Genomic DNA, 12454 nt, shown 5'->3' on the forward strand with positions numbered 1-12454 from the left:
CGTGGTCAGGCGGCATGCCGAGGGGAGGAAGCACGCAGGGCGCCTGACGCTTGGGCAGGTGACCGGAATTCCCTCCGCCGGTATCAACCGGATCAGGTTCCAGGGGTTGCCATGCGACGTGACGCATCGGCTCTCAGCCCACTTTCGGGCACCCCCATCCAGGCCGACAGTGTACCGTCACCTGCCCGCCGGTTGCATCCCTGCCATCGTCGGGGTGGCTGTCGTGTGGCTATGCTGCATGGCCCGGTGTTGGGTATGCTATCGAGGTATCGCAGCCTCAAGGAGATCAACATGCCTGATACCCCGGATCTCTCGACCTGCTCCAGCGGTTATCCCGTGCCACCGCGGCGACCCGTGATGCCAGACGCGACATCCGTGCCCAATGGCTGGCCGGAGGATGCGCTGACTCGCCGTCTTTCCACCTATCTGGGGCATGCGCTGGAGCCGCTGGCACTTGCCTGGCCGGATAGTGCCAACTGGTTGTGGCGACAGCGTGGCGGCACCCCCGGCCTGATCAAGCTGGCGCGGACCGGCCCGGATCACGACCCCTTCTGGCGAGCGATGCGCGGTGTCTTCGGCGCCGATCGCTGGGCGCAACCTGAGGCCCTGACACGGCTGGCGGGCGCGCTGCCGGCGCGTTTGCCCATCCCTCCGCTGCCGCTGACCTATCTGGGGCGTCTCGATGGCGCGCCCGTCTGGCATCTGCCGTGGTCCAGCGGTCAGCCCAGTGATCTCAGTGACACCTTCTGTGAGTTGCTGGGAGATCAGGTCGGGCGGCTGCATCAGGACACCGTGTCCGGCTTTGGCCAGCCCCTTGCCCAGCCCATGCCGTTGCTGCATTGGAATGCCCGCGTGACGCGTTTTCTCGCGCGCCATCCCCTGTCACACGAGCTGGGGGACCTGCCATCACGCACCTTCTCGCATCCCGCTCGCGCCGTCTGGAGTCTGCCGGACCTGCGCGCGGACCAATATCTGTGCGCCGCCACCGGCTGGGTATGGAGCGACTGGGAGGCACTGGTGTGGGCCCCGATCGAGTTCGACTGGGCACTGATCGAGTTGTTGCTGGAGACGCCGAGTCAGCGTGAGGCCTTCCTCGCCGGTTATTCGCGTCATGGGCGCATGGTCGATATCGACGGTCAGCGTGAGCTGTGCCGAGCCCTGTTGTGGGCGATGGAAGCCTTCGGTCCGACCCGCTACGCCGAGCTGGCGGCAGCCCCGGCCTGGGTGTCGCCGAGAAGCCTGACATGTTGATCGCAAGTCCATGAATATTTGAGAAATTTCTCTGCAGCCTCGTCGCTGACATGGAATACTGTCTCTGGGCCGTCGCAGACGTGATTCGAGACTTGGTGCCGGGAATGGCGGGGGAGCACACGTGGTAGAGAATCTGAACTATTACTTCTTGCTGGCGGGCATGCTCATCGCCTTGAGCGTGCTGGCAAGTCGGGTCTCGGCTCGTCTCGGCATGCCCCTGCTGTTGCTGTTCCTGGGACTCGGCATGCTGGCGGGGGAGGATGGCGTGCTCGGCATCCAGTTCGATGATGCCTCTACCGCGTACCTGATCGGCAATCTGGCGTTGGCACTCATTCTGCTCGATGGCGGTCTGCGCACCCGTCTCTCGACCTTCCGCGCGGGTCTCAAGCCGGCATTGGTGCTGGCGACCGTCGGGGTCTTCATGACCAGCGGGCTGGTGGGGCTGCTGGCCATGTGGCTGTTTGACCTCACCCTGATCGAAGGCCTGCTGGTCGGGGCCATCGTCGGCTCTACCGACGCCGCGGCGGTCTTCTCGCTACTGGGCGGGCAGGGGGTGCACCTCAACGAGCGGGTCGGGGCGACGCTGGAGATCGAGTCCGGTACCAACGACCCGATGGCCATCTTCCTCACCATCACCCTGGCCGAGATACTGACCGGACAGCTGTCGGGGGTCGCCGCCGGACTCATGAGCTTCGCGCTGCAGTTCGGGGTCGGTGCGGGCATGGGGATCGCCGGTGGCTGGTTGATCGCCCGTCTGATGCGCTATCTGGATCTGGCGCCCGGCCTCTATTCCCTGCTGGCGCTGGCGCTGGGCCTGAGCCTGTTCGCGACGACCAATGAGCTCGGTGGCAGTGGCTTCCTGGCCATCTATCTGTGTGGCCTGATGATCGGCAATCATCCGGGGCGCCACCTCGAACACATCCTGCCGGTGCATGACGGACTGGCCCACCTGTCCCAGATCGTGCTGTTCCTGATGCTGGGTCTGCTGGTCTCACCCTCCACGATGCTGCAGTTCGCGCTGCCGGCCGCCATTCTGAGCGTGGCGCTGATCCTGTTCGTGCGCCCCCTGGCCGTGATCCTGTGTCTCAAGCCTTTCTTCCGCTTCCGCTGGCGAGAGCTGTGGTTCATCAGCTGGGTCGGGTTGAGAGGGGCGGTGCCGATCGTGCTGGCGATCTTCCCGGTGATCACCGGGGTCGAGAATGCCGGCGTCTACTTCAATGTCGCCTTCTTCGTGGTGATCATCTCGCTGCTGGTGCAGGGCTCGTCGCTGGCTCCCATGGCGCGCAAGCTCAGGGTGGTGGTGCCGCCGGGCGCACAGCCCAGCCGCCGCAATCTGCTGGGCATCATGCCCGTCAACGATTACGAGATGCTGGTCTACCGGGTCGACAACACGGCGCTGGAAGGCGTGGCATTGCGCATGCTGCGCTTCCCCTCCGGGGCCAAGGTCGGGGCACTGTTCCGCAACAAGGTGCTGATCCATCCCAAGGGCAGCACCTGTCTGCATCAGAAGGACGTGCTGTGCGTCGTCGGGCGCTCCTGTGATGTGCCAAGCCTCAATCGCATGTTCAATGGCGAGAGTCTGCAGCATGAACAGCGCGCCTTCTTCGGCACCTTCACCCTGGAAGGGGATGCCAACATGCAGGATATCGCCGATGTCTACGGACTGACGCTCTCTCAGGGCGAGCAGCACCTGACCATCGCCGAGTTCATCACCCGCAGAGTCGGCGGGGTGCCGGTGGTCGGGGATGATGTCGACTGGCATGGCATTCACTGGGTGGTGAATGAGGTCGAGGGCAATCGCATCACCAAGGTGGGGCTGCGCCTGCATTGACGCGGTTCTTTGCGGCGTGGCCCGGTTCTGCCTGTCGTGACGCCAGACTGGCACGGCGCTTGGTGGCGGGTTTATGCATTGCGTGTAATGTGCTGATCTCCTTTCGACTGAGGGATGACGTACCCTTGGCTAGTCAGGCCTTTACCCGCCTGGTCTGGCTGGCCACGAATGGTGGTCAGCAGCCAAGGAGATAGTCTCATGGGCAGTCCACATCCACACCTTGCGCGCTGGCTGTTGCGATTCGAGGATTTCCCACCAGGCCTCACCGAGGACGAGAAGACCTTCCACGCCACCTTCAATGTGGTGTATGTGCTCGCGATAGCGAGTCACCTGCTGTATGCCGGTCTGATGCTCTGGCTGGGAGAGATGGGCATTCTGGCGCTGGATCTGGGCATGCTGGTGGTGGACCTTGTCTGTCTACAGCTGCATCGCGCGCGCCGAGAGGTACTGGCCGCCAACCTGCTGGCATTGGGTACCTGTGCCCAGATAAGTCTGTCCCTGGGCTATTTCGGTCCAGCCCCCGGTTTCGATTATTTCTATTTCGGTGCGCTGCTGTGCATCTACTGCATTCGCATGCCCTTCACGCGACGTCTGCTGCTGTGTCTCATCTGCCTGAGCATGCCGCTGCTGGCCTATGTCGTGCTGATGTTCCAGGGGGTGGCCAATCCGCTGCCGCCCGGGTGGGCATTCGCGTTCCGACTGATCAATCTCTGCGTTCTGACCGTGTTCTTCACCCTCGTGCTGGTACAGATGGGGTGGTCGGCGGATCGCTTGCGCCAGCGTTTCGAGTCACGCGAGCGGTTCGATGAGTTGACCGGGGCGCTGAGTCGCGCGGAACTGATCGACAAGGGGCGTGAGATGTTGATGGGAACACAGCCCATCAGCGTGATGATGGTGGATGTCGACCACCTGGGGCTGATCAACGAGACCTGGGGACGCGCGGCGGGCGACCAGGTGCTCAAGGAGCTGGTGAAGCGCATGCGCAGTATCCTGCGCGGAGAAGATCTGATCGGTCGCTATGGCGGGGAGGAGTTCGTGCTGCTGAGTCCGCGGCTGCATGGTGAGCGCGCCGACCAGGTGGCGGAGCGTCTGTGCAAGGGGGCCTCGGCATTGCCCTTCGTCATCAATGACGGCATCAACAGTCTCGATGTCAGTCTCTCGATCGGCGTCGCCCAACGCCAGTCCGGGGACAAGGATCTGGAAAGCCTGATCGCCAAGGCGGACGTCAACCTGTTCCGCGCCAAGCGCGAAGGCTGCAATCGTTTCGTCAGCGACAACCAGCTGGGGCCGGTATCGCGCAGCAGCGAACCTCACGGCAGCAGGTCGTGAGGCGGTGATCAGCAGTGAGAGCGACAGTGGAGGAGGCGGTTCCACTGTCGCGATGTCGTGTACGGTGCGCGAATGGCTCAGCGCTTGCCGGCAGGTCGGCGGCGAGCGCGGGCCGGCTTGCGTGGCAGCGGGTCCATCGTCGAGGCGGGCACGGCGAGTCCGGGCTCGAACCCTTCGATCACCACACGCTCGATGAAGTTGCCCAGATGCTGCTCGATGGCGCACAGGTTGCGGAAATCATCACGCGATACCAGTGAGATGGCTTCACCGCTTGCCCCGGCGCGTCCGGTGCGTCCGATACGGTGCACATAGTTCTCTGCCTCATCCGGCAGGTCATAGTTGACCACCCGCTGCAGGTCATCGATGTCGATGCCGCGCGCCGCGACGCCCGTCGCCACCAGAAATGGCACCTTGCCTGCCTTGAAGTCTGCCAGCAGCTGCTCGCGGACCGCCTGGCTGCGTCCGCTGTGGAAGGATTCGGCGGCTATGCCGCGCTTCTCCAGCTGGCTGACCAGCTTGGCCGCACCGCGCTTGGTCTCGATGAAGATCAGCGCCTGCTGCCACTCGCCACTCTGGATCAGGTGGCTGAGCAGCGCGGATTTGAATTCCTTGTCGACCGTGATCAGGCTCTGGGTGATCTCGGGAGCGCTGGTGTTTTCCGGCGCGATGGAAATCTCCACGGCGTCCGTCACCGCGGTTCTGGCCAGCATGCGTACCTGGGGCGACAGGGTGGCGGAGAACAGCAGATTCTGACGTTGGCTGGGCAGTTTCTCGACGATCTTGTTGATGTCGGCGATGAAGCCCATGTCGAGCATGCGGTCAGCTTCATCGATGACGAGGGTGCGTGTCTCGTCGAGATGGATCGCGCGTCGGGTCAACATGTCGAGAAGACGCCCTGGCGTCGCGACCAGAATGTCCACGCCTTCGATCAGACGCTGTTGCTGCGGGGCGATGTCCACGCCGCCATACATCGCCATGGAGCTGAGCGTGAGATGTGCGGCATATTGGCGGATGTTGTCTTCCACCTGGATGGCCAGCTCACGCGTCGGCGTCAGGATGACGGCATGCACTCGCTTGGCGCGAACCTCGGGGGCGTCTATCAGTTGTTGCAGCAGGGGCAGCACGAAGCTTGCCGTCTTGCCGGTGCCGGTCTGCGCGGCGGCAATCAGGTTGTCGCCGGCCAGCACGACGGGAATCGCCTGCGCCTGAATCGGGGTCGGGGTCTGATAACCCTGCTCGGTAACGGCCTTGACGATGGGGTCGCTCAATCCAAGGGCGGAAAATGGCATGGTGTCTCGATTTTTCAAGGGGAGGAGGGATTGTACGACCACGGGGTGTCGCAAGGCGTTGAGTGATCCATTGTACCTCCCCGGGAGGATGCCATGAGGAATGGCCACTGCAGGCAGGTGTGCAATGAAAAAGCCCCGTCTACCTGAAGTAGACGGGGCTTTCGGAATTCAAGGTGGTGGAGGGACAGGGATTCGAACCCTGGGTAGGCTATTAACCTACGCCGGTTTTCAAGACCGGTGCATTCAACCGCTCTGCCATCCCTCCGACTCACGGAGCGAAATACTACCGAAACTGATGAGAATAGCAAGAGGTGGGCGAAGAAAAATCTTCGGAAAAGCCATCGCGGACAATCACTTGCGGTGATCATCAAACGCCTCTTGAGCGCTGCCGGCTGCCAGGCGACAGGGCGAGCACGAAAAAGCCCCGCCTACCTGAAGTAGACGGGGCTTTCGGAATCAAGGTGGTGGAGGGACAGGGATTCGAACCCTGGGTAGGCTATTAACCTACGCCGGTTTTCAAGACCGGTGCATTCAACCGCTCTGCCATCCCTCCGACTCACGGGATGAAATACTACGGATTTCTCTGGCCGCGTCAAGGACTTGGGGTAAATTTCCTTTCCGTTCAGATGCTTGAAAGGTAGCGAGTGCCACACTGTGCGGGGAGAGCGAGGATGAGGTTGCCTTTTGCGCGCTGGATAGTTGCATGAAACGGGCTTTTCATCGTCCTGTCTCTTGATTAGGGAAACCCCGACGGGCATGCTGGGGTCAATTCGATGCATCCATCGTAGCAACCTGAGGATAGACACCATGGCTAACAGCTCCTGGCAGGTCTCGCAGGATACCGCGAGCCGCTCACTCAGTACCCACCGGGTACTGCGCAACACTTACATGATGCTGGCGATGACGCTGCTGTTCTCTGCGCTCACCGCTGGCGTGGCGATGAGCATGGGCGTGGGCCGCATGAACATCTTCGTGCTGCTGATCGGTGCCTACGGTCTGATGTTCCTGGTCCACAAGACCGCGAATTCCACCGCCGGCATCTTCGCCACCTTCGCCTTCACCGGCTTCATGGGCTTCACGCTCGGCCCGGTGCTCAATGCCTACCTGAGCATGCCCAACGGCGCTCAGCTGGTGATGACGGCACTCGGCATGACAGGCATCACCTTCGCCGGTCTGTCCGCGGTCGCACTGGTGACGCGCAAGGACTTCTCGTTCCTTGGCAACTTCCTGTTCGCGGGTGCCATCGTGCTGATTCTGGCGATGCTGGCGGCGATGATCTTCAACATCAGTGGTCTGGCGCTGGCAGTATCGGCCGGCTTCGTGCTGTTCGCCTCCGCGGCGATCCTGTTCGAGACCAGCCAGATCATCCATGGCGGGCAGACCAACTATCTGCTGGCGACGGTCAGCCTGTACGTCTCCATCTACAACATGTTCGTCAGCCTGCTGGCGCTGCTGGGCTTTGCATCCGACGATTGATCGTCAGACGCTACCCCGCAAGCCTTGCATCAACGACCCCGCCTCGGCGGGGTCGTAGCGTTGTGGGGCATGGACACGGCGCGGTGACAGGGAACGGCGGTACGTCGCGGCGGCGGTGGTGGCGATGCGGGGCTCTGACAGATGCCACCACTCGCGCTAGAATGTCGCCCTCAATGCGCAGCCGACTCGAGGTTCACATGCGTTACGCTCTGGCCGTCTACGGCGGTCCCTACAGTCAGCAGGCCAGTCATTCGGCCCTGCGCTTCGCCGAGGCGTTGCTGGCCCGCGGGCATCGTCTGAGCACGGTGTTCTTCTATCACGACGGCGTCTACAACGCGGCGACGATGATGGCACCTCCTCAGGATGAGCCACATCTGCGGGACCGCTGGATCGCGCTGGCGGAGCAGGGCGAGACCCGTCTGCAGGTGTGCGTGGCAGCCGGGCTCAGGCGTGGCATGCTCGATGAGCGTGAAGCCGCGCGACACGGCAAGCAGGGGGCGACCCTCGAGGCGCCCTTCGAGTTGACCGGACTCGGGCAGCTGGTGGAAGCCACGCTCGAGAATGACCACCTGATCACCTTCGCCTGAGGAGAGCACCATGAGTGATGCGATGTCACAGACAGCGACGCACGCTGCCGACCTTGGGCAGGTGAGCGATGACCTCGCGCCGGGCGATCTGTTGATCCTGTTGCGTCACGCGCCGCATGGCAGCAGCTGGCTGCGCGAGGGGCTGGAGGCGGCGATGGTCGCGGCGGCCTTCGGGCGCGAGGTCGGGTTGCTGTTCAGTGGGGATGGCGTATTGGCCCTGCTGGAAGGCCAGCAACCGGGCGCGCTGGGGCAGAAGGGCAGTGACAATCTCCTGGCAGCGCTGGACATGTACGATGTCCAGCGCTGTTATGTGGATGCCGCCGCCCTGCGCGCACGGGGCCTGAGCGTCGAGGATATCGCCTTGTTGCCGGTGACCCTGATGGAGCACGACGATATCGTGGCGCTGACCGGCGCCTTCTCGCGGGTCTTGAGCTTCTGAGGCCTGCCTGACGCCCGGGCGTGCGGCTGGTATGCTCCGCCATCATCACCCTCGCGCTCGCGCTTCGGGCGCAAGATCGCACTGGCGGGCGTGCGGCTCACGCCTTTCGCAGGCGCGTCTCTGTCCCGCGCACTCCTGCCTCCCTTGACTGGATAATTGCATGAATCTTCATCTTCTCAATCGCTCGCCATTTTCCAGTCGCATTCTGGATGATGCGCTCAATGCCATGGGGCCCGAGGACCAGCTGCTGCTGATCGAGGATGGTGTCAACGGCGCATTGGCTGGCGCGGAGCACTATTTCGTCGGCCTGGAAGGGCGTCTGTTCGCCTTGCGTGAGGATCTCGAGTCACGTGGCCTGTCGGGCCGTTGTAGCGCGAGCGTGATCGTGGTGGACGTGGATGGCTTCGTCGCGCTGACCGAGGCCGCGGACAAGACGATCTCCTGGTTCTGAGCGGCGCGATGTGTCACGTCAGCCGGACAGACATGTCGCATGTCATTTCTTGAGTGGAACGAAACATCAGGATGAGCAATGGCCAGCAGTGAAACGGTACGTACGCTTTCTCTCGACGGACGTGAGATCGGTCTGGATGCCGAGGGGTATCTGGTGGATCTCGAGGACTGGAGCCCTGCGCTGGCCGAGCGGCTGGCGGCGGAAGAAGGCCGTGAGTTGACCCCCGAACACTGGGAGGTCATCGAGGTATTGCGGGATTTCTATCAGCGTTTCTCGCTTTCCCCGGCCATGCGGCCGCTGACCAAGGCGATGACCCAGCGCTTCGGGCCGGAAAAGGGGCGCTCGCTGCATCTGATGCGCCTGTTTCCAGACAGCCCCCCCAAGGTGGGCGCGCGCCTGGCAGGACTGCCCAAGCCGACCAACTGCCTGTGAGGCAGTGCCTTGCCGCGCCGACAATCGCGCCGGGCACATGCACACAACCCTCAAGTCCGCGCCGAGCAGGGCGGCGCGATGGCGACGCAGAGCGCGGTCTGCGTTACTATCCCCTGCAGCAATGCATCGCGGCCAGGTGGCGGCGGTGCATCAGGTCCCGCGACACGATCGCAAGGGCATTTGAATTCAGGCGGACAAGAGTCGACTTGCATGGGAAGAGCATTCCAGAACCGTAAAGAGTCAATGGCGCGTACTTCACTCAACAAGGCGCGCGTATATTCACGCTACGGACGCGAGATCTACGTCTCGGCCAAGAGCGGTGGTGTCGACCCCAACGGTAACCTGAGCCTGCGTCGTCTGATCGAGAAGGCCAAGAAGGATCAGGTGCCGACTCACGTCATCGACAAGGCCATCGACAAGGCCAAGGGCGCCGGCGGTGAAGATTTCGCGCTGGCCCGCTATGAAGGTTTCGGTCCGGGCAATGTCATGGTCATCGTCGATTGCCTGACCGACAACAACAACCGTACCTTCGGTGAAGTGCGTACCTGCTTCAACAAGGGCAAGGGCAAGCTGGGCGCCCAGGGTTCGGTCTCGCACATGTTCGATCACCGCGCCATCCTGTCCTTCAAGGGTGCGGAAGACGACGAGGAGAAGGTGCTCGAGGCACTGATGGAAGCTGACGTCGATGTCAGCGACATCGAGCTGGATGACGGCATCATCACCGTGTTGACGCCGACCACCGAGCACTTCAAGGCCAAGGGCGCACTGACCGATCTCTTCGGGGAAGACCTTGATTTCGAAGTCGACGAGATCAGCTTCATCCCGCAGATCCACACCGAGGTCAGCGGTGACGACGCCGAGCTGCTCAACAAGATGCTCGAGATGCTGGACGATTGCGAAGACGTGCAGCAGGTCCATCACAATGGCGAGTTCGTCTGATCGAGCTGTGCATCAAGGCAGGTCCCGTGGCATGAGCCATTGAGACGATAGCCCGCAAGGCCCCGCCGGTTTCCCCGGCGGGGCCTTTTCCTGTCTGCTCTTTCAAGAAGGCGGTACGTTCAAGGAAGCGGTACGTTCAAGAAAGCGAGGCGAGATCGTCGCAAGAGCAGCACGAGGAAAGCGTGAGGGCAGTGCAGACCAAGCCACCATCACGGCGACTGGCTCAGCAGTGCGCGTGATGCTGGGCATGCGGGTCCGTCTCGCGTGGGTCGGCCATGCCTCCCTTGATGCCACGCTTCACCAGCCAGACATTGACGGGCCAGGCGGCGAGCAGGCCAAGGCTCAGCGAGATGACCATCGAATTCCAGAACAGGGCGTCATGCATGCCTGATCTGCCTCCCAGCCACAGGTCGACCGAGATGGCCACCAGCTCCATGACGAAGATCGAGGCGGTCTCGCTTCTGAACGCATCCTGGATGACCTTGCGCTTGTCATCGCTGCCGGCCTGAAGCATCGGGCCGACGGTCAGCAGGAAGCCGAACAGGTAGGCGAAGAGGAAGGTGATGATCGCCGTCGCGAAGTTGCCCAGTGCCAGCAGACCCACCGCCAGCACAACCCCCACGAACTCCCCGAGTCCACAGCCCGAATAGCAGTGCGCGACGCTTCTCAGTCCCTTGCGTGCATCACGGTTGTCCGCGATCTGGCGGCGCCCGGCAAAGCGATAGACGAGAAGGCCCACTATTCCGGAGTACAGCGTGGTCAGCCCCCAGACCCACTTCATCATCGGCGCCAGATGGGCATTGCTGGTCGTCAGGTCACGCAGGACCCAGACCAGTGACGGCAGCATGAGCAGTAACCAGCCGAGAAACAGGCTCCAGTCGGAAAGTAGATCACGCAGCGCGGATTGCATGGGACCTCCTGTCGTATCGGGCATTCTGATGGGATGGCACGGATGGCCCGGCGCCGGTGTTCCTGCAGTGATGACATGGCGCTGATCTCAGCAAGGCGATCTCAGCAAGGCGATCTCAGCGAGGCAATGCCCGGGCACTCAGTGATACCTGATGGACAAGGCGCGCGAGATCAAGGGAGCACAAACGCAACGTAGCGGCGCGATGACATGTCATGTGGTGCTCTCATGGCTTGTTAACCTTGGTGCAAACCTCCATGGTGAAAGATGTTGGACGTTGCGCTGGCAATGTCGCCACCTTTATCAGGAGTCACGATGTCGAGACACGCTGCTACCTTTCTTTCACGTTCTCTTTCACGCTCTCTTTCGCGCGTCACCCGTCAATTTGCCGGGGCTGCCGGGCTCGGGCTGATCGCCTCGCTGGCATTGCCAACGGCGGCTCAGGCCGAGGAGGACAAGGTCTTCGGCTGGGTGGAGAAGGCGACCATCGAGCCCTGGGGCGTGCTGGTCAAGGCCAAGCTGGACAGCGGCGCGCTGACGTCCTCGATGCACGCCGAGAACATCGAGACGTTCACGCGTGACGACGAGGAATGGGTGCGCTTTGACGTGGAGGTCGAGGATGAGGCCAGCGGCGACATGGTCGAGAATTCCTTCGAGCGCCCGCTCTATCGTGACCTGACCGTCTCCGGTGCCGGCGGACGTGATACGCGCCCGGTGGTCCTGATGACCCTGTGCATGGGGGGCGAACGTTACGAGGAGCAGTTCAGTCTGCGGGATCGTGATGGCATGAATTACCCGGTACTGCTGGGGCGACGCACCATCCAGAGCCTGGGCGTGCTCGACGTGCGCAAGACCTTCCAGACCACGCCGGACTGTGGCGAGGATGCGCCGCTGCATCGCTATGAAGACAAGCAGTATTCCGAGCGGATCGGCGCGGCTTCCTGAGCCGTGGCCCTGCGCCAGCCCCGATCACCGGCCCCGATCACCAGCCCTGATCGCCAGCTCTGATCAGCAGCCCTGATGGCCAGACGCTGACATTCATCCCCCGGAGAGTCAGAGCATGTCGGATTCCGCCCGGCCGCCATCTCGGGCGGCCCTCAAGGTCTACTACGATGCACGCTGTCCCGTATGTCGGCGTGAGCGTGCACGCTATGAGCGACTGTCGCGCCACGATGCTGGCGTCGAGTGGTGGGATGCGACGGAGCATGCCGAGCGTCTCGCCGCGCGGGGCATCCCCCTGCAGCGCGCGCTGCTGTCATTGCATGTCGAGACGGCCGATGAGCGGATCTGCGATGGCATGCCGGCGTACCGTCTGCTGCTGGCCCGTCTCCCCGGCCTTGCCTGGCTGGGGTGGTTGATCACTCGTCCGCTGATCGAGCCGACCTTGACCCGTCTCTATGATGCCTGGGTCAGGCGTCGGCTATGCCGGGATGGCAGGCTCTGACGGGCGGCAGGCTTGGCGAGAGAGGGAAGACACGCCTGAGGTCCATCACGCTTTTTTGATATGCAAATGCTAATAGTTT

13 protein-coding genes, 2 tRNA genes and 1 riboswitch are annotated in these 12454 nt (G+C 62.6%); of the genes, 11 read left to right on the top strand and 4 right to left on the bottom strand.

Translation table 11 applies throughout. The annotated features are described in order from the left end of the window. Positions 1–52: 52 nt before the first annotated feature. Positions 53–166: riboswitch (TPP riboswitch) on the bottom strand. 125 nt (positions 167–291) lie between these two features. The 3 genes from OW493_RS02695 (at position 292) to OW493_RS02705 (ending at position 4411) form a co-directional block, all read left to right on the top strand. Beyond that, the gene (locus OW493_RS02695; protein WP_084208992.1) at positions 292–1251 is read left to right on the top strand and encodes a hypothetical protein; all 960 of its coding nucleotides are present in this window, start codon (positions 292–294) and stop codon (positions 1249–1251) included. Positions 1252–1372: 121 nt separating this feature from the next. Next, positions 1373–3082 (top strand): potassium/proton antiporter, encoded by a 1710-nt coding sequence (locus tag OW493_RS02700; protein ID WP_255303023.1) that lies wholly within the window; start codon positions 1373–1375, stop codon positions 3080–3082. Positions 3083–3280: 198 nt separating this feature from the next. Continuing rightward, positions 3281–4411 carry a GGDEF domain-containing protein gene (locus OW493_RS02705; protein WP_289863151.1) on the top strand — a complete coding sequence of 377 codons (1131 nt, stop codon included), beginning with the start codon at positions 3281–3283 and terminating at the stop codon, positions 4409–4411. Between the two features lie 77 nt (positions 4412–4488). On the opposite strand, the gene OW493_RS02710 is transcribed toward OW493_RS02705, so the two are convergent. The 3 genes from OW493_RS02710 to OW493_RS02720 form a co-directional block, all read right to left on the bottom strand. After that, complete coding sequence (locus OW493_RS02710; RefSeq protein WP_289863152.1) at positions 4489–5700, bottom strand: DEAD/DEAH box helicase; 1212 nt, start codon at positions 5698–5700, stop codon at positions 4489–4491. Positions 5701–5874: 174 nt separating this feature from the next. Continuing rightward, a tRNA-Ser gene (locus tag OW493_RS02715) sits at positions 5875–5965 on the bottom strand. A 197-nt stretch (positions 5966–6162) separates the two neighbouring features. Then, positions 6163–6253 (bottom strand) — tRNA-Ser (locus OW493_RS02720). A 254-nt stretch (positions 6254–6507) separates the two neighbouring features. On the opposite strand from OW493_RS02720, the gene OW493_RS02725 reads away from it, so the two are divergent. The 6 genes from OW493_RS02725 to OW493_RS02750 all read left to right on the top strand — a co-directional run bounded on the left by OW493_RS02725 (position 6508) and on the right by OW493_RS02750 (position 10024). Further along, positions 6508–7176: a Bax inhibitor-1/YccA family protein gene (locus tag OW493_RS02725; protein ID WP_065392578.1), complete on the top strand. Its 669-nt coding sequence runs from the start codon at positions 6508–6510 to the stop codon at positions 7174–7176. Between the two features lie 197 nt (positions 7177–7373). Continuing rightward, positions 7374–7763: a sulfurtransferase complex subunit TusD gene (tusD, locus tag OW493_RS02730; protein ID WP_077372797.1), complete on the top strand. Its 390-nt coding sequence runs from the start codon at positions 7374–7376 to the stop codon at positions 7761–7763. Between the two features lie 10 nt (positions 7764–7773). Continuing rightward, positions 7774–8202, top strand: a complete 429-nt coding sequence (tusC, locus tag OW493_RS02735) for a sulfurtransferase complex subunit TusC (RefSeq protein WP_255317648.1) — start codon at positions 7774–7776, stop codon at positions 8200–8202. 160 nt (positions 8203–8362) lie between these two features. Then, complete coding sequence (gene tusB, locus OW493_RS02740; RefSeq protein ID WP_084208989.1) at positions 8363–8653, top strand: sulfurtransferase complex subunit TusB; 291 nt, start codon at positions 8363–8365, stop codon at positions 8651–8653. A 78-nt stretch (positions 8654–8731) separates the two neighbouring features. Next, positions 8732–9085 (top strand): TusE/DsrC/DsvC family sulfur relay protein, encoded by a 354-nt coding sequence (locus OW493_RS02745; protein ID WP_077372803.1) that lies wholly within the window; start codon positions 8732–8734, stop codon positions 9083–9085. A gap of 210 nt (positions 9086–9295) precedes the next feature. Then, on the top strand, positions 9296–10024 hold the full coding sequence (locus OW493_RS02750; RefSeq protein WP_077372806.1) for a YebC/PmpR family DNA-binding transcriptional regulator: 729 nt from the start codon (positions 9296–9298) through the stop codon (positions 10022–10024). 223 nt (positions 10025–10247) lie between these two features. Here the strand turns inward: OW493_RS02750 and OW493_RS02755 are convergent, their stop codons facing one another. Further along, positions 10248–10934 (bottom strand): DUF4396 domain-containing protein, encoded by a 687-nt coding sequence (locus OW493_RS02755; protein WP_084208988.1) that lies wholly within the window; start codon positions 10932–10934, stop codon positions 10248–10250. 312 nt (positions 10935–11246) lie between these two features. Between OW493_RS02755 and OW493_RS02760 the strand changes: the two genes are divergently transcribed. Next, positions 11247–11876, top strand: coding sequence for a RimK/LysX family protein (locus OW493_RS02760; RefSeq protein WP_084208987.1), 630 nt, complete (start codon positions 11247–11249; stop codon positions 11874–11876). 115 nt (positions 11877–11991) lie between these two features. Beyond that, positions 11992–12375: a DCC1-like thiol-disulfide oxidoreductase family protein gene (locus tag OW493_RS02765; protein ID WP_077372815.1), complete on the top strand. Its 384-nt coding sequence runs from the start codon at positions 11992–11994 to the stop codon at positions 12373–12375. The last annotated feature ends 79 nt before the right edge of the window (positions 12376–12454 follow it).

Source organism: Cobetia sp. 14N.309.X.WAT.E.A4 (assembly GCF_030397495.1).
In the GTDB taxonomy this organism is placed as follows: domain Bacteria; phylum Pseudomonadota; class Gammaproteobacteria; order Pseudomonadales; family Halomonadaceae; genus Cobetia; species Cobetia marina.

Bases quoted from the DNA above. Each gene is read 5' to 3' on its own strand.
- OW493_RS02695 (WP_084208992.1), top strand. From the start codon at position 292: ATGCCTGATACCCCGGATCTCTCGACCTGCTCCAGCGGTTATCCCGTG.
- OW493_RS02705 (WP_289863151.1), top strand. From the start codon at position 3,281: ATGGGCAGTCCACATCCACACCTTGCGCGCTGGCTGTTGCGATTCGAG.
- OW493_RS02710 (WP_289863152.1), bottom strand. From the start codon at position 5,700: ATGCCATTTTCCGCCCTTGGATTGAGCGACCCCATCGTCAAGGCCGTT.
- OW493_RS02725 (WP_065392578.1), top strand. From the start codon at position 6,508: ATGGCTAACAGCTCCTGGCAGGTCTCGCAGGATACCGCGAGCCGCTCA.
- tusD (WP_077372797.1), top strand. From the start codon at position 7,374: ATGCGTTACGCTCTGGCCGTCTACGGCGGTCCCTACAGTCAGCAGGCC.
- tusC (WP_255317648.1), top strand. From the start codon at position 7,774: ATGAGTGATGCGATGTCACAGACAGCGACGCACGCTGCCGACCTTGGG.
- tusB (WP_084208989.1), top strand. From the start codon at position 8,363: ATGAATCTTCATCTTCTCAATCGCTCGCCATTTTCCAGTCGCATTCTG.
- OW493_RS02745 (WP_077372803.1), top strand. From the start codon at position 8,732: ATGGCCAGCAGTGAAACGGTACGTACGCTTTCTCTCGACGGACGTGAG.
- OW493_RS02750 (WP_077372806.1), top strand. From the start codon at position 9,296: ATGGGAAGAGCATTCCAGAACCGTAAAGAGTCAATGGCGCGTACTTCA.
- OW493_RS02755 (WP_084208988.1), bottom strand. From the start codon at position 10,934: ATGCAATCCGCGCTGCGTGATCTACTTTCCGACTGGAGCCTGTTTCTC.
- OW493_RS02760 (WP_084208987.1), top strand. From the start codon at position 11,247: ATGTCGAGACACGCTGCTACCTTTCTTTCACGTTCTCTTTCACGCTCT.
- OW493_RS02765 (WP_077372815.1), top strand. From the start codon at position 11,992: ATGTCGGATTCCGCCCGGCCGCCATCTCGGGCGGCCCTCAAGGTCTAC.